The 19,455-nt window shown below is 68.4% G+C and carries 16 protein-coding genes and 1 other RNA gene; 11 read left to right on the forward strand and 6 right to left on the reverse strand.

Features of this window, described 5'->3' with window-relative positions:
* Positions 1 to 23: 23 nt before the first annotated feature.
* The 4 genes from J7J08_RS11260 to J7J08_RS11275 form a co-directional block, all read right to left on the reverse strand.
* The gene (locus tag J7J08_RS11260; RefSeq protein ID WP_214905315.1) at positions 24 to 2,492 is read right to left on the reverse strand and encodes an autotransporter outer membrane beta-barrel domain-containing protein; all 2,469 of its coding nucleotides are present in this window, start codon (positions 2,490 to 2,492) and stop codon (positions 24 to 26) included.
* 252 nt (positions 2,493 to 2,744) lie between these two features.
* Positions 2,745 to 4,094 carry an FAD-linked oxidase C-terminal domain-containing protein gene (locus J7J08_RS11265; protein ID WP_214905448.1) on the reverse strand — a complete coding sequence of 450 codons (1,350 nt, stop codon included), beginning with the start codon at positions 4,092 to 4,094 and terminating at the stop codon, positions 2,745 to 2,747.
* 62 nt (positions 4,095 to 4,156) lie between these two features.
* Positions 4,157 to 4,525 (reverse strand): YraN family protein, encoded by a 369-nt coding sequence (locus tag J7J08_RS11270; RefSeq protein WP_214905318.1) that lies wholly within the window; start codon positions 4,523 to 4,525, stop codon positions 4,157 to 4,159.
* Positions 4,526 to 4,529: 4 nt separating this feature from the next.
* The gene (locus J7J08_RS11275; protein WP_214905320.1) at positions 4,530 to 6,248 is read right to left on the reverse strand and encodes a penicillin-binding protein activator; all 1,719 of its coding nucleotides are present in this window, start codon (positions 6,246 to 6,248) and stop codon (positions 4,530 to 4,532) included.
* 68 nt (positions 6,249 to 6,316) lie between these two features.
* Between J7J08_RS11275 and rsmI the strand changes: the two genes are divergently transcribed.
* Together rsmI and rnpB are read left to right on the forward strand one after the other, a co-directional pair.
* Complete coding sequence (gene rsmI, locus J7J08_RS11280) at positions 6,317 to 7,138, forward strand: 16S rRNA (cytidine(1402)-2'-O)-methyltransferase (protein ID WP_214905323.1); 822 nt, start codon at positions 6,317 to 6,319, stop codon at positions 7,136 to 7,138.
* 323 nt (positions 7,139 to 7,461) lie between these two features.
* Positions 7,462 to 7,813, forward strand: an RNA gene (rnpB, locus tag J7J08_RS11285) — RNase P RNA component class A.
* Between the two features lie 48 nt (positions 7,814 to 7,861).
* Here rnpB and J7J08_RS11290 read toward each other — a convergent pair.
* Positions 7,862 to 8,350, reverse strand: a complete 489-nt coding sequence (locus tag J7J08_RS11290) for a DM13 domain-containing protein (protein WP_214905326.1) — start codon at positions 8,348 to 8,350, stop codon at positions 7,862 to 7,864.
* 100 nt (positions 8,351 to 8,450) lie between these two features.
* Positions 8,451 to 9,242, reverse strand: a complete 792-nt coding sequence (locus J7J08_RS11295) for an NRDE family protein (RefSeq protein ID WP_214905451.1) — start codon at positions 9,240 to 9,242, stop codon at positions 8,451 to 8,453.
* 324 nt (positions 9,243 to 9,566) lie between these two features.
* Here J7J08_RS11295 and J7J08_RS11300 point away from each other — a divergent pair, with 324 nt between their 5' ends.
* From J7J08_RS11300 to murG, 9 genes are read left to right on the forward strand one after another with little or no spacing between them, the layout of a single operon-like run.
* Positions 9,567 to 10,013 carry a division/cell wall cluster transcriptional repressor MraZ gene (locus J7J08_RS11300; RefSeq protein WP_214905328.1) on the forward strand — a complete coding sequence of 149 codons (447 nt, stop codon included), beginning with the start codon at positions 9,567 to 9,569 and terminating at the stop codon, positions 10,011 to 10,013.
* A gap of 14 nt (positions 10,014 to 10,027) precedes the next feature.
* Positions 10,028 to 10,993, forward strand: a complete 966-nt coding sequence (gene rsmH, locus J7J08_RS11305) for a 16S rRNA (cytosine(1402)-N(4))-methyltransferase RsmH (RefSeq protein ID WP_214905453.1) — start codon at positions 10,028 to 10,030, stop codon at positions 10,991 to 10,993.
* Positions 10,993 to 11,256, forward strand: a complete 264-nt coding sequence (ftsL, locus tag J7J08_RS11310) for a cell division protein FtsL (RefSeq protein WP_068849221.1) — start codon at positions 10,993 to 10,995, stop codon at positions 11,254 to 11,256. Before rsmH ends, ftsL begins: the two co-directional genes overlap by 1 nt.
* Positions 11,253 to 13,100, forward strand: a complete 1,848-nt coding sequence (locus J7J08_RS11315; RefSeq protein ID WP_214905332.1) for a penicillin-binding transpeptidase domain-containing protein — start codon at positions 11,253 to 11,255, stop codon at positions 13,098 to 13,100. Before ftsL ends, J7J08_RS11315 begins: the two co-directional genes overlap by 4 nt.
* Positions 13,097 to 14,575 (forward strand): UDP-N-acetylmuramoyl-L-alanyl-D-glutamate--2,6-diaminopimelate ligase, encoded by a 1,479-nt coding sequence (locus tag J7J08_RS11320; RefSeq protein ID WP_214905334.1) that lies wholly within the window; start codon positions 13,097 to 13,099, stop codon positions 14,573 to 14,575. Before J7J08_RS11315 ends, J7J08_RS11320 begins: the two co-directional genes overlap by 4 nt.
* A complete protein-coding gene (murF, locus tag J7J08_RS11325; RefSeq protein ID WP_214905337.1) occupies positions 14,572 to 15,966 on the forward strand; it encodes a UDP-N-acetylmuramoyl-tripeptide--D-alanyl-D-alanine ligase in 1,395 nt (464 codons plus the stop codon). Before J7J08_RS11320 ends, murF begins: the two co-directional genes overlap by 4 nt.
* Entirely contained in the window at positions 15,956 to 17,041 is a 1,086-nt protein-coding gene (gene mraY / locus J7J08_RS11330; protein ID WP_214905340.1) for a phospho-N-acetylmuramoyl-pentapeptide-transferase, read from the forward strand. Before murF ends, mraY begins: the two co-directional genes overlap by 11 nt.
* Positions 17,041 to 18,366, forward strand: coding sequence for a putative lipid II flippase FtsW (gene ftsW, locus J7J08_RS11335; protein ID WP_214905342.1), 1,326 nt, complete (start codon positions 17,041 to 17,043; stop codon positions 18,364 to 18,366). Before mraY ends, ftsW begins: the two co-directional genes overlap by 1 nt.
* Positions 18,363 to 19,448 carry an undecaprenyldiphospho-muramoylpentapeptide beta-N-acetylglucosaminyltransferase gene (gene murG / locus J7J08_RS11340; RefSeq protein WP_214905344.1) on the forward strand — a complete coding sequence of 362 codons (1,086 nt, stop codon included), beginning with the start codon at positions 18,363 to 18,365 and terminating at the stop codon, positions 19,446 to 19,448. The genes ftsW and murG overlap by 4 nt, the downstream gene beginning before the upstream one ends.
* The last annotated feature ends 7 nt before the right edge of the window (positions 19,449 to 19,455 follow it).

Genomic DNA, 19,455 nt, shown 5'->3' on the forward strand with positions numbered 1-19,455 from the left:
GAGAGGGAGTCGGGGGGGGCGGCCTACCAGAGGTAGGCCATGCCCAGCTGCATGCTGGTTTCGCGGTAGCCACTGTCGCCGCGGGTGTGATTGATCGCGACTGATGTCGACAGCTGCGAGCGCCAGTTGATGCGCACACCAGCATCGAGTGCATACCGGCTGCGCGGCGTGCTGGCCTCAATGACCTCGTCGTCGAACGCCATGCCTTGCAGCGCACCGTCGCGGTACCAGTTCGCCGCCAGGTAGGGGCTCACCGCCGTTGCGCCGCCGCTGCGCGGCTGGCCCTGCAGGCGCAGGCCAAGCCGGCTGGACAGCCCGTTGTCGCCGAGGCTGCGCACTACCGTGCCGTTGCTCTCGCGGTGCTGATCGGTGGCGGCATCGGTATGGATCAGTTGCAGCTCCGGCTGCAGATTCATGCCCATGCCACCCAGCTGACCGATGTCGAAGCGATAGCCGGCTTCCAACGACGACTGCCACAGTTCGGCGTCGTATCGCTCCGTATCCAGGCCATCGCCTTCGACGCGGTTGCGGAACTGGCCGCGCTGCACCGAGGCATCCAGATAAAGCGCGTCATTGCTCCAGCTGCCGTACGCGCCCACCGCACCGCCCTGGACCTTGCCACGCGCGCTGTAACCGGTGATCGCCGAGCGCGAGGTCGCCTCCGACTGTGCGGCGGTGAGAATCACGCCGAGGCGACCACGGTCGGCATCGAATACGCCGATGTCGGCACCGATCTGCAGACGTGAACGTTCCACGTTGAGTGCAAGCTGGTCTGCTGCCGCACGCAGGCGGCTGTGGGTGGAGTCCACGTTGGCCCAGGCATGCACGCCGTCGCTGGCGGCCGTCCGCTTGCCGGCACGGTCATGCCCGCTGTGGCGAAGCAGATGGTGGAGGGCGAACTGGTTGGCCAGGTAGGCGCCGGTCTCCGGACGCAGCACCGGCATGGGATTCACCGGGTCGCCCGGATCAATCGGCTCCACCGGATCGATTGGATCGATTGGATCGATCGGGTCCTCCGGACCAATCGGTTCCTCCGGATCGATCGGCTGGCATTCGGGCAGGCTGGGGTCGACCTGGCACGGCTCCGGAATCGCCATCACTTCCGAGCACAGGTACCAGCCGCCATCGCTGCCCTTGACCAGGAAGTATTCGTACTGCCCGCCGACCGCGCGGCCGATCAGATCGAAGCGGGCGTTGGAGTCGCCGCCGACGCTGATCAGTTCGATGCCCTGGTCGGTCTGCGCACCGGCGCCGCCGGCATTGAGCACGCGTACCCCGGCCTGGCCGTTGGCATCGCCGGTGATGACCAGCGTGTCCGTGCCCGAGGTGTCGTCGCCCAGTGCGGTGTTGAACCGCAGCGTGCCGCCGTGGCCGACGAAGTCGTCCACACTGAGCGTGTTGAAGGTGGACCCGTCGCCCAGCACCACGGTGCCATCTGCATCGAGTTGCAGGCGCCCCACGTTGCTGTCGCCGGTCATCCGCCACAGGCTGCCCGTGCCGAGCGTGGCCGAGCTTACATCGAGGAATCTGCCGTCGATCCGCGCATTGTTGCGCAGGGCGACATCCACGCGGATGTTGCTACCCGGCGCATCCACGGTGATGTCGCCGGCAAGCTGCGCATCGTCTATGGAGAGGGTGATCCAGCGCCGCCCGGCATGCGGTTGGCCTTCCACCCGCAGCAGGTTGCCATCGCCGCCGAACAGCTGGGCACCGTTGGCAATCTCGATGTCGTAGATGCGGTCAGAAACGTCGTTGGCCAGCGCATCGACATGGATTGCCGCACCCCGGCCGGCGCGGATCGTGGAATTGTCCACCCGCAGCCTGCTGACGCCATCCCTGCCGACGACCCCGAAGAACAACACGCCCACGTTCGCCGCCTCGATGTGGGAACCGTTGATGAGCTCGACCGTGCCGTGGTCAAGCCGCACGCCAAGTCCGGAGTCATTGTCGGTGGCGTCTTCCACATCCCGGACCCGGACCAGGGTGGAATCCAGCACCGCATGCATGGGGCCGTGGTCCGAGTAGTCCCAGGGCAGCAGGCTCACGCCGATGCCGGCGCCTCTGAAGTCCGCGCCGAGGTTGTCCATCAGGATGCTGCTGTTGGTGAGGTGAACCGATGACGCGCCGTTGAGCCACAGCCCGCCGCCCAGGAAGGTGGTGCCGGCGGCGTCCAGCGTCGCGCCGCCGCGCAGCAGCGCGGTGAGGCCATAGTTGGCGTCACGGGTGACCCTTGCGCCCGACAGGGTGACCTGCGATCCGCTCTCGGCCGTGATCGAGCGCGCCTGACCCAGATGGACCACCAGCCGCGCGCCATTGCGCAGGGTCCACGACTCGGCGCCATCGTCGGGGCCCACCACGATTTCCTGGTCTTCGCCATCGAGCTCGCGCGCAGCGAGGCCCCCCACCGGCAATGCCAGCAGCGCGAGCATCACACTGCACGCCAGCGGGCGCATCGAAAGGGAGGTGGGCGCGGTACTGCGGCGTGGCGTCATCGTCTGGCTTCTTGTGTCGGAGGGCAGAGGACACCCCGACCATCACCACGGCGTTGGCATGCAGGCAGGTGCGTAATGCAGCACGGTCCAGGCCGCGTGCACGACCGTGGGCCGGGCGTGGCCCGGGTGTCCAAGGGGCGACAAGAATGCGCAGCGACGTGGGCGCGGCCCATGCAAAGAGTTGCAAAGCATCACAACACCAGCGTGAGGTACGCCGCACTTTTCGCGGTTACGTGCCGGAAGCGACGCCGGTTACACCGGTGGCAATACCTTGCCCGGGTTGAGGATGCCGTCTGGATCCAGCGCGTGCTTGATCGCCCGCATCGCCGCCAGCGTGGTGGGTGTGAATGCCTGCGCCATGAAGTCGCGTTTGGCCAGGCCGATGCCATGCTCGCCCGACAGCGTGCCACCCAACGCAAGCGTCAGTTCGAAGATCTTCGGCAGTGCGGCGTGCGCACGTGCGTTTTCGTCCGCATCGTCGGGGTGGTAGAGGATGTTGACGTGCAGGTTGCCGTTGCCGGCGTGGCCGAAGGTGACAATGGTCAGCGTGTACTGCTGCGCCAATGCCTGCACCCCGGCCACCAGGTCGGGGATGCGCGACACCGGCACCACCACGTCTTCGTTGATCTTGCCCGGGGCGATGCTGCGCAGCGCCGGCGACAGCGCCTTGCGCGCGGCCCACAGCTTCTCGCGCGCGCTGCCTTCCATCGCCACATCCAGCGCCAGCATGCCGTCGCCTTCGGCCGCAGTGGCCAGCGCCTGCAGCAGGTAGGGCAGGGTGTCGTGATCGCCATCGGCTTCGACCAGCAGCATCGCGCCGGCCTCCGGTACGTCGGCGCCATTGCGGCGCAGCAGTTCCAGGCTGCGCGCGTCCATGAACTCCAGGCGGGTGGGCACTACCGGCTGCGCCATCAGGCGCGACACCGCGGCTGCCGCGGCATCGGCGTCGCGGTACAGCACGCGCAGGCCGGCCTGGGTGACCGGCAGCGGGGTCAGCTTCAAGGTCGCTTCCACGATCAGCGCGAGCGTGCCCTCGCTGCCCACCAGCAGGTGGGTCAGGTCGTAGCCGGTGGCGTCCTTGGTATAGGCACCGCCGCACTGGATGAGGTCGCCTGCGCCGGTCACTGCGACCAGTCCCAGCACATTGTCGCGGCTGGTCCCGTATTTCACCGCGCGTGGGCCGCCGGCATTGCAGGCCAGGTTGCCGCCGATGCTGCAGATATCGGCACTGGACGGATCCGGTGCCCAGAACAGGCCATGTGCGACCAGCGCCTGCTGCAGGTCGCCGTTGAGTACGCCCGGTTCCACCACCGCGCAGCGGTTGCCCGCCTGGATGTCGAGAATGCGATTCATGCGGGCGAACGAGAGCACGATGCTGCCGTTGACCGGCACCGCCGCACCGGTGGTGCCGGTGCCGGCGCCGCGTGCCACGACCGGCACGCGGTGCGTCCGGCAGGCGCGCACGATCTGCACCACCTGCTCGCGATCACGCGGGAGGGCCACGCCCAGTGGCAGCGCGTGACGCCAGGAGTTGTCGCGTGCGTGCGCCTCCAGCGTCGGCGCATCCGTCCGCCATCCGTCGGACCCCAGCAGCCCCTGCATCGCAGCCGCGAACCCGGTAGCGCCGGCCGTTGGCCGGCCTTCGGGAACCTCGATCGAAACCATCAACAATCCTCCAACCGGAACGCATCACGCAGCCAGTTCAACCGGGGCGGGTCGCCACTGGCGTCGACCACATCGAAGCGGCAGGGTCCCTGCGCCAGGGTCGGGTGCGACTGCAGAAACAGCTGCGCGGCCAACACCAGCTTGCGTCGCTTGCGCAGATCGACCGAGGCCGCACCGCCGCCGAAGTCGGCGGTGGCGCGGTAGCGCACTTCCACGAACACCGTGGTGTCGCCATCACGCATCACCAGATCCAGCTCACCGCCTTTGTAGCGCACGTTGCGGGCGATCGGGCGCAGCCCGGTGCCACGCAGGTGTGCGAGCGCGGCGGTTTCCACCGCCGCCCCGCGCTGGGCCCGCCCGGTGGGCATGGCCTCAGTTGTTGCTCACCGGCATCGGCCGGCCACCGCTGAAGGTCGACCAGGCCGGTACCCGCAGCACGTTGCCGTTGCTGTCCAGGAACAGGGTGCCGGTAGCACCGGCCAGCCCGCCTTCAGTGGCGACCTTGTCCAGGTAGGCGCTGATCTTCCACGCGTCGAAACCGAAGGCGAACAGGCGGCCGGCCGCACCGCGCGCGGTTGGCAGCAGCTGCCCGGCGGTGGCGGCCGATGGCAGGCCGGCCACGCCACGCACGTTCCAGGCTTCGTTCGGGTAGACGATGCCGTCCAGCGCCATGTCTTCCTCCGGCGTGCCGGTGCCCAGGGTCAGCTGCGAGGTGCCCACGCGGCTGGCACCGCCGGCGCCGGCCAGTGCCAGCTGCGGGGCCAGTGCGCGCGCCTGCGGTGCCTTCACCGCCAGCAGCACGCCGTCCACCGCGCCGGCCGCACGCACCTGTGCGCCGATATCGCCAACGACCTCGCTCACGCCCACGGTGGCCAGCACCTGGCCGCCGCGCTGGGTGAAGCGCTCGCGGAAGGCGGCCGCCGTACGGCGGCCATTGTCGTCATTGCTATGGATCACCAGCACCTTGCTGCGTTCGCGGCTGCGCAGGTATTCGGCGGCGATGATGCCGTCGTCTTCCGGCGCCAGCGAGAAACCGGCGCTGCCGGCCGGCGGGCTGCTCTTGCCGCGGTTCAGCGCCAGCACCGGCACCGGCAGTTCGCTGCGGCCGAACACGGCGTCCACTTCATCGCGGCCAAGCGGGCCGACGATGAAGTCCACGCCGGCACCGACCGCCTTGTCGTATGCGGCCATGGCACCGGCCGCAGTGCCGGCGGTATCGATGAACTGGATGTCGGGGCGCTGCCGGCTCTCGCCGTAGTAGCCGCTGAGCAGGCCATCGCGCACCGGCTGGGCAGCGGTGGCCAGGCGGCCGCTGAGCGGCAGCAGCACGGCCATTTTCACCGGCGGGCGGTAGCCGTCGCTCATCGCCGGCGGCCGTTTGCTGGTATCGAACTGGGCCGCGCCATCGCGATCGAACGGGCGCGGCAGCGGCAGGCCACGCGCGATCAGGGCGCGGCCGGCGAAGTTGTACAGCGGCTCGTTGGCCGGCAGCGCGGCGGCGCGTGCGCGCAGGGTGGCGTCATCGAGGGTGCCGAGCAGGCCGGCGATGGCCTGCTGGTTCTCGGCGCGGGCCTGGCCGCTCAGCGATGCGTGGGCGCGGGCGCGCTCGGTCGCCGCGCCGATCGCATCGCCGGTGGCCTGCAGTGCATCGGCGCGGGCCAGCTGCCAACGCGTGCGCAACGGCGGTGCCACGGTATCGGAGGATTCCTTCAGGAACGCCAGCGCCTGTGCCGGCTGCTTGTCGGCCAGGGCCAGCTCGGCGCTGGTCAGGTGGAAGCGCTGCAGGCTGGCGCCGCTGAGCTGGCGCGCGGTGACCTGGGCCAGCAGGCTGCGGGCGCGGGCGTTGTCGCCGGCCTCGTGCCAGGCGAAGGCCGCATCGGCCAGCGCGGCGCTGCGGGCGTTGCCGCGCAGGGTGTTGGCCAGCGCTTCGAGCTGCACGGCTGCATCACGCGGCTTGCCCTGGTCGATCAGCGCCAGCGCCTGGCTCTGCGCCGGCGAACCCGGGGCGCTGGTCAGGCTGGTCGTGGCGCAGCCGGCAAGCAGCAGCAGCGACAACGACAGGGCGGAGATGCGTGCGGCGGGCTTGTTCATGATCAGGTCCATTCGAGGGTGGCTCGTACACGTTAGGATTCTACCCTTGACCTGTGAGTGCCGTTGCGATGAGTGCTGTCCCCACGCTGTATGTCGTTGCCACCCCGATCGGCAACCTGTCCGACCTGACGCCGCGGGCGCAGGAGGTGCTGCGTTCGGTGGCCGCGATCTGCGCCGAGGACACCCGCCGCAGCGGCCAGTTGCTGGCCCACTTCGGTATCCAGCAGCCGCTGGTGGCGCTGCATGACCACAATGAAGAGGCGCTGGCCCAGCGCATCGTGGCGCGGCTGCAGGCGGGCGAATCGCTGGCGCTGGTCAGTGATGCGGGCACGCCGCTGGTCAGCGACCCCGGCTACCGGCTGGTCCGCGCCGCGCGCGAGGCGGGCATCCGGGTCAGCCCGGTGCCCGGTGCGTGCGCGGCCATCGCTGCGCTGAGCGTGGCCGGCCTGCCCAGCGACCGCTTCACCTTCGAGGGATTCCTGCCGGCCAAGGGTTCCGGCCGCCGCGAGCGCCTGCAGGCGCTCGCGGGGGAAACCCGCACGCTGGTGTTCTACGAATCCTCACACCGCATCGCGGAGTCGCTCGCGGACATGGTTGCCGCATTCGGCGCAACGCGGCCCGCGGTACTGGCGCGCGAACTGACCAAACTGTTCGAGACCGTGCTCGATGGCGACCTGGCCAGCCTGCTGCAGCGGGTCGAAGCGGACGACAACCAGCGCAAGGGCGAATTCGTGGTGATGGTGCAGGGCGCGGCCAACGACGAAGCGGCACAGCTGGCACAGGGCCGCCGCCTGTACGCCAAGCTCAGCGAGCACCTGCCGCCTTCCACCGCAGCCAAACTGGCTGCGGAACTCACCGGCGCCCCCCGAAAAGCGTTGTACGGCTCGTAAACGTCATTGCCAATGGATTCGTACATATTCCTGGGCTATTGGTTGATTGATCCCGATCTTCGGACGCGACGTAACAATCCGTAGCCCCGGCCGTTGGCCGGAAACCGCGCGCAGCGCGGCCCAAGTGTCCGAAGACCTTGATTGATCGCCCACGACGGACATCCGGGGTTTAACCCAAATCGAAATCGCGTTCCAGGCGTTCATGACCCCGGGTCGAAAAGCAGCCGGCCAACGGCCGGCACTACGAATTCGTACGGGCTCATTGAGATTGCGATCAATCAACCAAGGGGAAGGTGCCGTTACGGTGATAGACTACGCATGGCAGAGTCGGCCAGGCAGTCGCGTCATTCCTTCGGGAATGCCGAGGAAAGTCCGGGCTCCGCAGGGCAAGGTGCCAGGTAACGCCTGGGCGGCGCGAGCCGACGGAAAGTGCAACAGAAAGATACCGCCTACGTTCCCTTCGGGGAGCCGGTAAGGGTGAAATGGTGCGGTAAGAGCGCACCGCGAGTCTGGCAACAGACCGGCACGGCAAACCCCACCTGGAGCAAGACCAAATAGGGTCCTCATGGCGCGGCCCGCGTCGGGACCGGGTAGGTTGCTTGAGCGCCACGGTGACGTGGCGCCTAGAAGAATGACTGTCCACGACAAAACCCGGCTTATCGGCCGACTCTGCCTTGTTTTTTTGGTAGGTGACGACCAGCGGTCGTCACCTGCCCGTTTTGTTCAGTGGCCCGGGCCCATCCGGTATTGGGCGGCTGAGATGAACTGGCTGAAGGCTTCGCACCAGACCACGACGGTGGTGTAGTCGTCGATGTCGACGTTGTCGGGCACATCGAGCAGGAAGCGGTTGAAGGTCTTCACGTCGCCAATCAGGGTGGCGTCCTGCTTGATGCGCAGGAAATCGCTGCGGGTGTCGACGAACTCGCGCGACAGGTACACCTTGTAATCCGGGCCGGGGGCCATGCGGCTGTCGAAGGCGATCCGGTCGTGGCTCACGCTCACCTTGCCGTCGGCCCAGTGCACCGCGTCGCTGCCCTTGAGGTCGCGGCGGAAGCGGGCGTCGTGGCTGCTGTTGGCCATTGCCTCGGCGACGCTGGCAGCGCTGGGGCCGTCGGGTGCGGTGAGGATCGGCAGCAGGTATACGCCGCTACCGAAGCCCGCTGCCAGGGTCAGCACGTGGGTGGCGAGGAACAGGGTGATGCGTCGATTCATCGGAACTCTCAACGGGAAGGCGCGGACTGCGCCGGTGCCAGACAAGAGCGATCCGGGGCCCGGATCGATCCGCGCGGCGCACCGCCGCGTGCCCTTCCATTCACCGTGCAGCGGGGTTGGGCAGCGGCCCGGGCGTGCCGACCGTCAGCGTGGTTTCCCCGCTGCAGGCGCCTGAGGGGGCGAACCGGCGTTCGCAGATGAAGCCCTGGCCCTGGGCGTCCAATGCGATCACGGTACTGGCCCGGGTGCCGTACTCCGCGCTGCGGATGAAGGCGGGCGACAGCCAACGCTCGCGTTCCAGGCCGATGCCGGTGTCGGGCAGGCGGGCGTCGTCGGCGCGGGTTTCGTCGGCCAGTGCCGCCCACAGCGGCGCGAGGTCCTCGCGGCCGGCGTCCACCCAGGCCTGCAGGGCCCCGTTCAATGCCAGCGTCTTCGGCCACGGCGCGTCCAGCGGGCCGTTGGACATGCCGTGGATGCCCGGTGCCAGCGCCTGGCGCAGCAGGGGGTGGTTGCCGAGGAACTGGCAGCTGTCGCGGTCGGCGAGCAGCAGGTTGAACGGGGCGAAGGCGGGCGCGTTGGCGGCCAGCTGGTTGGTGAATTCGGCGGCCGGGGTCGTGCCGCGCAGGTAGCCGGCCACCAATGCGCCGCGCGACGGACCGGTTTGCCGGGCCAGCGGGTCGCGCACGTTGGTCACTACCGCCATTCGCCCATCGGGGCCCACGCCGGCCCACGTGCCGCCCGAACGCAGGTCGCGGCCGGCCAGCACGCCCAGGTCCGGGGCTGGCCATGCGGCCAGCCCGGCCGTCGGGCGCTCATGGAATTCATCGCGGTTGCCGGCCATCAGCAACTGCCAGCGGGGGTGGACCTTCCAGGCCAGGGCGAGCAGGCACATGCCGCGCATTGTGCCGGGTTTGCGCAGCGGTGCGCCGCTGACGACGTGAAGGCTGATGAATGCGCGCCGATGTTTCACGCGGCCTCCACGGGCCTGAACTTCGGCCCAATCTCAAAAAATGAGACGAAACAGCAACTTGTGGATAAGCCTTGAACAAGTCTCTAAACATTGCCGCAAGCCCTTGATGTCCAAGGCGATTTCCGCTTCGCAAAACTGTTGACAACCCAATCGGCACTGCTAAGGTGGGCAACAGAGGAGAAACCGGGTTTTTTGTGGTTTTTCGTGGTTCAATGTTTCACCGGGCGAAGGAAAGGTGCACGCGTCGTGTTTCAAGGCGAGACGGCCATCACAGTTGACGATAAAGGACGCATGGCGGTTCCCACCGCGCATCGCGACCTGGTCGCGCGCGTGAGCAACAACCGCCTGGTCCTGACCTACAACCCCTTCGAGTCCGGCTGCCTGTGGCTGTACGCCGAGGCGGAGTGGGAGCGGGTCCGCGACGACGTCATGGCCAAACCCAACACACAGCGCGTCGTGCGCCTGCTGCAACAGAAGCTGGTCGGTTCGGCCGCGCATCTGGAGCTGGATGGCAACGGCCGCATCAGTATTCCGGCAAGCCACCGCGGCGCTGTTGGCATTGAAAAGAAGGCGGTGTTGCTCGGCATGGGCGACAAATTCGAATTGTGGAGCGAGCAGGCTCATCGCGCATTGATCCAGCAGACGTTGTCTGACGGGGATCTGGGCGATGGGTTGCTCGACCTGAAGTTGTGACCCGGGGTGCCCGGGTGCGCGGAGGCGCGCAGGCCGGTCACCTTCCGGTGTCGCAGTCGCCGGCGGGCCACCTGCCGGTGCTGTACACGCAGGTCCTGGACGGCCTGAGGGTGATCGAAAACGGAACGTATCTCGATGGCACGTTTGGTCGTGGCGGTCACGCCCGCGGCGTGCTCGAGCAACTCGGTGCTGGAGGCCGGCTGCTGGTCATGGACAAGGATCCGGAGGCAATCGCGGTAGCCGAGCGTGATTTCGCGCCGGACCCGCGCGTCTCGATCTTCCGTGGTAGCTTCGCCGACCTGCTGCACTGGAGCGAAACCGCCGGCGGCCTGGACGGGGTGCTGTTCGACCTTGGCGTGTCCTCGCCGCAGCTGGACGTGGCCGAGCGCGGTTTCAGCTTCGGCAAGGACGGCCCGCTGGACATGCGCATGGACCCGGACAGCGGGGAAAGCGCGGCGCAGTGGCTCAACCGCGTGGAAGAGCGCGAGTTGATGGACGTGCTGTGGACCTATGGTGAAGAGCGCCAGGGCCGGCGCATCGCCAAGGCGATCATCGCGCGCCGCGACAAGCAGCCGTTTACCCGTACCGCCGAACTGGCCGACCTGATCGCCTCGGTGATGCCGCGCGGCAAAGACAAGATCCACCCGGCCACGCGCAGCTTCCAGGCCATCCGCATCCACATCAACCGCGAGCTGGCCGACCTTGAAGCCGGCCTGGACGCGGCGATGGCGCGGCTCAAGCCTGGCGGCCGGTTGGCGGTGATCAGCTTCCATTCGCTGGAAGACCGCATCGTCAAGCAGTTCATGAACCGCCACGCCAAGGCCCCGCCGACCAATCGCCGGCTGCCCGAACTGGCGGCGTTCGTGCCGACGCTGGACCTGGTCGGCGGCGCCATCAAGGCCGAGGACGATGAGCTGGCGGTCAACCCGCGCTCGCGCAGCGCCGTGCTGCGCGTGGCTGAAAAGCGCGGGGTGGCGTGATGAGCCGCCTGCTGCTGGTCGTGCTGCTGGCCTGCACCATCGCCTCGGCGATCGGTGTGGTGTTCATGCGCCACCGCCACCGGCAGACCTTCGTCGAGCTGTCGCGCGTGGAGCGCGCCCGCGACGAACTGAACATTGAATTCGGACGCCTGCAGCTGGAGCAGGCGACCCTGGCCGAAGCCACCCGCGTCGACCGCGTGGCGCGCGAGCGACTGGGCATGAAGTTCCCCGAAGCGGCCGATGTCGTAGTGGTGCGGCCATGAACAAGACCGGCCGCAACCGCACCCGCAACGCCTTCAACCTGCGCCAGCGCCTGCAGTGGGTCGGTCTGGCGCTGGGCCTGTGCTCGGTGTCGCTGGTGGGCCGCGCCGCCTACGTGCAGATCATCAACAGCGATTTCTACCAGCGCCAGGGCGAAGCCCGCTATCTGCGCGAGCTGCCGATCAACACCTCGCGCGGCATGATCACCGACCGCAACGGCGAACCGGTGGCGGTGTCCACCCCGGTCGCCTCGATCTGGGTCAACCCGCAGGAACTGATGCGCTCGCCGGACCGTATTCCGGAACTGGCCACCGCACTGGGCATGCCGCTGGATGAGTTGACCTCGAAGCTGAGCCAGAAGGCGGACAAGGAATTCATGTACCTGCGCCGCCGGATCAATCCCGACGATGCCGAGAAAGTGGTGGCGCTGAAGATCCCGGGCGTCGCCTCGCAGCGCGAGTTCCGCCGTTTCTACCCGCAGGGTGAAGCGATGGCGCACGTGCTGGGCTTCACCAACATCGACGACCGCGGCCAGGAAGGGCTCGAGCTGGCCTTCGACGAGTGGCTGCGTGGCAAGGCCGGCGCCAAGCGGGTGATCCGCAACCGCAAGGGCGAGACGGTCGAAAGCGACCTGCTGCGCGCCGCCGAGCCGGGCAAGGACCTGACCCTGAGCATCGACCGCCGCATCCAGTTCCTCGCCTTCAAGGAGCTGCGCAACGCGCTGATCGAGAACAAGGCGGCGGGCGGCTCGATGGTGATCATGGACGTGGCCACCGGCGAAGTGCTGGCCATGGTCAACCTGCCGACCTACAACCCCAATGCGGTGGGCGGGGCTGCACCGGATACCCGCCGCAACCGCGCCGTGACCGACCTGGTCGAGCCGGGTTCGACCATGAAGCCGCTGACCATCGCCTCGGCGCTGCAGTCCGGCGTGGTCACCAAGGACACCACGGTCGATACCAACCCGGGTTACATGGCGATCGGCCGCTACACCATCAAGGATGTGCCGCGGAACAACGGCGTGCTCACCGTCACCGGCGTGATCACCCGCAGCTCGAACATCGGCGCGGCCAAGATCGCGGCCAAGATGCCCGACCAGGTCTTCTACGACCACGTCCACAGCTTCGGCTACGGCGTGGCCCCGCACAGCGGTTTCCCCGGCGAATCGGCAGGCGTGTTCCCGCGCCCGGCGCGCTGGAGTGGCTCGTCCAAGACCACCCTGTCGTACGGCTATGGCCTGAATGTCACCCCGCTGCAGATCGCCACGGCCTACTCGGCGCTGGGCAACGGCGGCAAGCTGATCGCGCCGACCTTCGTCAAGGGCCAGCGCAACGAAGGCAAGCAGATCATCGACGAGAAGGTCGCCCGGGAAGTGGTGGCGATGATGGAAACGGTGGTTACCCAGGGCGGCGCCAAGCAGGCGGCGGTGCTGGGCTACCACGTGGCCGGCAAGACCGGTACCGCACGCAAGGCCGGCCCCGGCGGCTATGAGCGCGGCCATTACAACGCGCTGTTCGCCGGCGTGGTGCCGGCCAGCAACCCGCGCTTTGCCACGGTGATCGTGATCAACGACCCGCAGGGCGGCAAGTACTACGGCGGCCTGGTATCGGCGCCGGTGTTCCACAACGTCATGGAAGGCGCGCTGCGCCTGATGGACGTGCCGCCGGACGACATCGATTCCTGGCTGGCCGCCCAGCAGTCCGGAAAGATGGGGCACGCCGCGTCCTCGCTGCCGACCCCGCCACCGGCCGAGACGGTTGCCGCGCCCGATGCCGCCGCCGAATTCGATGCCGCGCTGCCCAGCGCGCACGCCACGTTGCCGCCCGCGCAGGGAGGCACGCAATGAGCCAGATGATGTTGCTTTCGCAGTTGCTTCCCGATGTGGTGCTGAGCCACGACCCGTCCATCACCGGCCTGGTGCTGGACAGCCGCGCCGTGCGCCCCGGCAATGCCTTCGTGGCGATTGCCGGCTTCGGCGCGCATGGGCTGGGTTTCGTGGACCAGGCCCGCGCCGCGGGCGCCGCCGCGATCCTGTTCGAGCCGCCGGCCCCGGCGGAACTGCCGGCCCCGGCCGATGCCATCGCCGTGCCGGGCCTGCGCACGCGCATGGGCAGCATGGCCGACCAGTTCCACGGCCATCCCTCGCGCGCGATGACCATGGTCGGGGTGACCGGCACCAACGGCAAGACCTCCACCGTGCAGTTGCTGGCCCAGGCCTGGCATCTGTCGGGCACCACCAGCGGCAGCATCGGCACGCTGGGCGTGGGTCTGTACGGCGATGTGGTGCCGACCGGCTTCACCACGCCGCTGGTGCTGCAGATGCATGAAGTGCTGGCGCAGTTGCGCGACCAGGGTGCCCACGCGGTGGCCATGGAAGTCAGCTCGCACGCGCTCGACCAGGGCCGCGTGGATGCCGTGCACTACGACGTGGCGGTGTTCACCAACCTCACCCGCGACCATCTCGACTACCACGGCGACATGGCCCAGTACGGCGCGGCCAAGGCCAGGCTGTTCCACCGCGCCGGGCTGAAGGCCGCGGTGGTCAACCTGGACGACAGCTTCGGCAGCGAACTGCTGCGTACCGTCGATGCCGGCATCGCCCGGATCGGGGTCAGCTCGCGCGGCGCGCAACAGGCCACCCTGCGTGCCGATTCGCTCAAGCTCGACGGCCGTGGCATCGCCTTCGACCTGGTGGTCGGCGTTGCGCGCCACCCGGTGCAGTCGCCGCTGCTGGGCCGGTTCAACGTCGACAACCTGCTGGCCGTGGCCGGCGTGCTGCATGCGCTCGGCCATGCCCCGGATGCGATCGCCGCGTTGATCGCGCAGCTGCAGCCGATTGCCGGGCGCATGAACCGCCTCGGTGGCGAGCGCGGCCTGCCGACCGTGGTGGTCGATTACGCGCATACCCCCGATGCGCTGGAACAGGCCCTGCAAAGCCTGCAGGGCCACCTGCAGGGCAGGCTGTTCTGTGTGTTCGGCTGCGGCGGTGAGCGCGACGCCGGCAAGCGCCCGCAGATGGCGGCCATCGCCGAGCGCCTGGCCCAGCAGGTGATCGTCACCGACGACAACCCGCGCGGCGAAGACGGCGATGCGATCGTGGCCGATATCCTGGCCGGATTCGCCGCACCTGATGCCGTCACCGTGCAGCGCAACCGTGCGCGCGCCATCGGTCTGGCGGTGAAGCTGGCCGGCCCGGGCGACATCGTGCTGCTGGCCGGCAAGGGCCACGAACCCTACCAGGAAGTGCGCGGGGTCAAGCACGATTTCGACGACACCCTGGTGGCCGCCGCGGCGCTCAGCGCCAAGGAGGCCATCCTGTGAAGCGCACGCCGCTCTCCCTGATCGCCCACTGGGCCGGGGGTGACATCCATGGCGATGACACCGCCATCGACGCCATCAGCAACGACACCCGCACCCTGGCCCCGGGCAGCCTGTACGTGGCGCTGCGTGGCGAGCGCTTCGACGGCCATGACTTCGTCGCTGACGCGGTGGCCCGTGGCGCCAGCGCGATGCTGGTCGAGCGCCGGCTCGACGTGGCGGTGCCGCAGGTGGTGGTCGGCGACAGCGGGCACGCGCTCGGCCGCATTGCCGCCGGCATGCAGCGCGACCGCGCCGCCCAGGTGTTCGCCATCACCGGAAGCAACGGCAAAACCAGCGTCAAGAGCCTGCTGCTGGCGATCCTAGAACAGGTTGCGCGCGAACAGCATTCTGTCGTGTACGCCAACCCGGGCAACCGCAACAACGAGATCGGCCTGCCGTTGGCGGTGATCGAGGCGCCGGAGGATGCCGACTTCGCCATCTACGAGATGGGCGCCGGCAAGCCGGGTGACATCGCCTACCTCACCGACATCGCGCGCCCGCAGTACGCCCTGGTCAACAACATCGCGCCCGCGCACCTGGAGCGGATGGGCAGCCTGCAGGGCGTGGCCAGCACCAAGGGTGCCATCTACGCGGCGCTGCCGGCCGATGGCGTGGCGGTGATCAACGCCGACGACGCCTTCGGCATCTGGTTCGAACAGCACATCGTCGGCCAGCCGCCGCGCAGCCGCGTGCTGCGCTATGCCCTGGACCACAGCGCCGACGTGACCGCGCAGGCCATCCGCGCCACGGCCGGGGGCAGCCGGTTCCTGCTGGCCAGCCCGGTCGGCAACGTGGAGATCGCACTTGCGCTGCCGGGCCGGCACAACATCAGCAACGCCCTGGCCGCCGCGTCACTGGCGCTGGCGGCAGGCATCGGCCTGGCCTCGATTTCCGCGGGCCTGGCCCGCGCCGAGCCCGTGCCCGGCCGCCAGATCGCGCACCGGCTGCCCAACGGCGCCGTGTTGATCGATGACAGCTACAACGCCAACCCCGGCTCGCTGGCGGCCGCCATCGACGCGCTCGCCGCGACGAAGGACGAGGCCTGGCTGGTGCTGGGCGACATGCGCGAGCTCGGCCCCGATGGCGAAGCGCTGCACGCGCAGGCCGGGCGCCGCGCGCGCGAGGCTGGCCTGACGCGTCTGTACACGCTGGGCACGCTGAGCGCGGCGGCATCGCACGCGTTCGGTGACGGCGGCCGCCATTTCCAGAGCCACGAGGCACTGGCCGCCGCGCTGGCCGACGAACTGCATGCTGGCGTGCGCTGCCTGGTCAAGGGCTCGCGCGGCAGCGCCATGGACAAGATTGTAAAAGCGCTGTTGGCGCGAGGAGAGGAAACCCCCCATGTTGCTTGAACTGGCCCGATGGTTGCAGCAGTTGGAGAGCCTGTTCGGGCTGTTCGGCTATCTGACTCTGCGCGGCATCCTGGCCGCGCTTACCGCGCTGTTCCTGTCGTTGTGGCTGGGCCCGGCGATGATCCGCAAGCTGGCCCAGTTCAAGGGCGGCCAGCCGATCCGCAAGGATGGTCCGCAAACCCACTTCTCCAAGGCCGGTACGCCGACCATGGGCGGCTCGCTGATCCTGCTCACCATCACCCTGTCGGTGCTGCTGTGGGCCGACCTGCGCAACCGCTACGTGTGGGTGGTGCTGGCGGTGATGCTGTGCTTCGGCGCGATCGGCTGGTACGACGACTGGATCAAGATCGTGCGCCGTGACCCGAACGGCCTGAAGTCGCGCTGGAAGTACCTGCTGCAGTCGATCTTCGGCCTGGCGGCGGGTCTGTTCCTGTTCTACACCGCCGATGTGCCGGCGGCGCTGACCTTCTACATCCCGATGTTCAAGTCCGTGGCGCTGCCGCTGGCCGGGATCAGTTTCGTGGCGATTGCCTACTTCTGGATCGTCGGCTTCTCCAACGCGGTCAACCTGACCGACGGCCTGGACGGTCTTGCGATCATGCCGACCGTGCTGGTCGCCTGCGCGCTGGGCGTGTTCGCTTACGCGTCGGGCAACGTGGTGTTCTCCAACTACCTGCAGATCCCGCAGATCCCCGGTGCGGGTGAGCTGGTGATCATCTGCGCGGCCATCGCCGGTGCCGGTCTTGGCTTCCTGTGGTTCAACACCTATCCGGCCATGGTGTTCATGGGCGATATCGGCGCGTTGGCGCTGGGTGCGGTGCTGGGTACGATCGCGGTGATCACCCGCCAGGAACTGGTGCTGGTGATCATGGGCGGTGTGTTCGTGATCGAGACGCTGTCGGTGATGATCCAGGTCGCCTCGTTCAAGCTGACCGGCAAGCGCGTGTTCCGCATGGCGCCGATCCACCACCACTTCGAGCTCAAGGGTTGGCCGGAGCCGCGCGTGATCGTGCGCTTCTGGATCATCTCGGTGGTGCTGGTCCTGATCGGCCTGGCCACGTTGAAGGTCCGCTGATGAACGACTTGTCGCGCCAGGCAACCCGCCTTGAAGCCATCGGAGGCCACTTCGACAAGTGGCTGCTGGGCGCGATCATCGCGCTCACCGGGCTGGGCGTGGTGATGGTCGCGTCGAGCTCGATCGCACTGATGAGCAGCCCGTTCTACTACCTCAACCGCCACCTGGTGTTCCTGGCGGTGGGCATCGTGCTGGCGGGGCTGGCCATGCGCACCGAGCTCAAGAGCATCGAGCAGTACAACCAGGTGCTGCTGCTGGGCTGCTTCGCGCTGCTGGTGGTGGTGTTCATTCCCGGCCTGGGCAGCAGCGTCAACGGTGCCCGGCGCTGGATCAACCTGGGCTTCTCCAAGTTCCAGACCGTCGAAGCGGTCAAGGTGCTCTACATCGTCTGGCTGTCCAGCTACCTGGTGCGTTTCCGCGACGAGGTCAACGCGACCTGGCCGGCCATGCTCAAGCCGCTGGGCGTGGCCGGCGCGCTGGTGGTGCTGCTGTTGCTGCAGCCCGACTTCGGCTCCTCGACCCTGCTGCTGGCGATCACCGCCGGCATGCTGGTGCTGGGTGGGGTGAACCTGCCGCGCATGTCGATGCCGATCGTGTTCGGCCTGGTGGCGATGAGCGCGCTGGCGATCATCGAACCGTACCGCATGCGCCGCATCACCTCCTTCTGGGATCCGTGGGCCGACCAGCAGGGCGACGGCTACCAGCTGTCCAACGCGCTGATGGCGGTGGGTCGCGGCGAGTGGACCGGGGTGGGCCTGGGCAACTCGGTACAGAAGCTGTACTACCTGCCTGAAGCGCATACGGACTTCATCTTCTCGGTCACCGCCGAAGAGCTGGGGTTCATTGGTACCTGCCTGATCGTGGCGCTGTATGCGCTGCTGGCCGGTCGTGCGTTCTGGATCGGCATGCGCTGCGTGGAGATGAAGCGCCACTTCTCCGGCTACATCGCCTTCGGCATCGGCCTGTGGGTGAGCATGCAGAGCTTCGTCTCGATTGGCGTGAACCTGGGCATCCTGCCGACCAAGGGCCTGACCCTGCCGCTGATTTCGTCCGGCGGTTCGAGCGTCCTGATGACCTGCGTGGCGATGGGCCTGCTGCTGCGCGTGTCCTACGAACTGGACCGCGCCGAGCGCCGCCAGGCCGTGCGCATGGGCGCGGCCGAGCTGGACGAGGCGGCGCCGGTCGATGCGCCTGCCAGTGCGAGCGCCGTGGCCGCCGCCATGCAGGACAGCACCTCGCGTGCATCCGCGCAGCGCGACAGCGCGCCGCGCGGCACCAGCCGCATGCAGCAGCGGATCGAACCGACCCTGGGGAGGATGGGATGAGCGACCCGCAATCCCCGCGTCCGGTGATGATCATGGCCGGCGGCACCGGCGGCCACATCTTCCCCGGCCTGGCCGTGGCCAAGGTGCTGCGCCAACGCGGCGTTCCGGTGACGTGGCTGGGCAGCATCGGGGGCATGGAAACCCGGTTGGTGCCGCAGCACGACATCCACATCGACACGCTGGCCATCAGTGGCCTGCGTGGCAAGGGCAAGCTGGCGCTGCTGACCGCGCCCGGCCGCCTGCTGCGCGCGGTGCGCGCGGCCGGTTTCCTGATCCGCGACCGCCAGCCGCGTGCGGTGATCGCCTTCGGCGGCTTCGCCTCCGGTCCCGGCGGCCTGGCCGCACGCCTGCATGGCCTGCCGTTGCTGGTGCACGAACAGAACCGCGCGCCGGGCCTGACCAACCGCGTGCTGTCGCGTTTCGCGCGCCGCGTGCTGACCGGTTTCCCGGGCAGCTTCGCCCAGCGCGAAGAAGCCGTGGGCAACCCGGTGCGCGCCGAGATTGCCGCGATTGCCGTACCGGAACAGCGGCTGGCCGGCCGCGCGGGCCCGCTGCGGGTGCTGGTGCTCGGCGGCAGCCAGGGCGCCCGCGCGCTCAACAACGCCGTGCCGCAGGCACTGGCCGCACTGGCCGGCAGCCTTGCGGTCGACGTGCGCCACCAGAGCGGCGAAAAGCTGCACGCCGAAGCGCTGCAGGCCTACCAGGACGCCGGTGTCAGCGCGCGCGTCGAGCCCTTCATCGCCGACATGGCCGACGCCTTCAGCTGGGCCGACCTGGTGGTGTGCCGCTCCGGTGCCTCCACCCTGGCCGAGCTGTGCGCGGTTGGCGTGGGCAGCGTGCTGGTGCCGTTCGCCGCCGCCGTCGATGACCACCAGACCCGCAATGCGGAATACCTGGTCGAGCGTGGCGCGGCGGTGTTGCTGAAGCAGGACGAAACGCTGGCCGCTCGATTGCAGGACGTACTGCGCGATCTGTCCGAACATTCCGCCCGCCGCATGCAGATGGCAACCGCCGCGCGTGCCCTGGCCAAGGTCGATGCCGCCGAGCGCATCGCCGACATCATTCTCGAGGAATCCAAATGAACACCGT

The organism is Stenotrophomonas sp. ISL-67 (genome assembly GCF_018612915.1).
In the GTDB taxonomy this organism is placed as follows: domain Bacteria; phylum Pseudomonadota; class Gammaproteobacteria; order Xanthomonadales; family Xanthomonadaceae; genus Stenotrophomonas.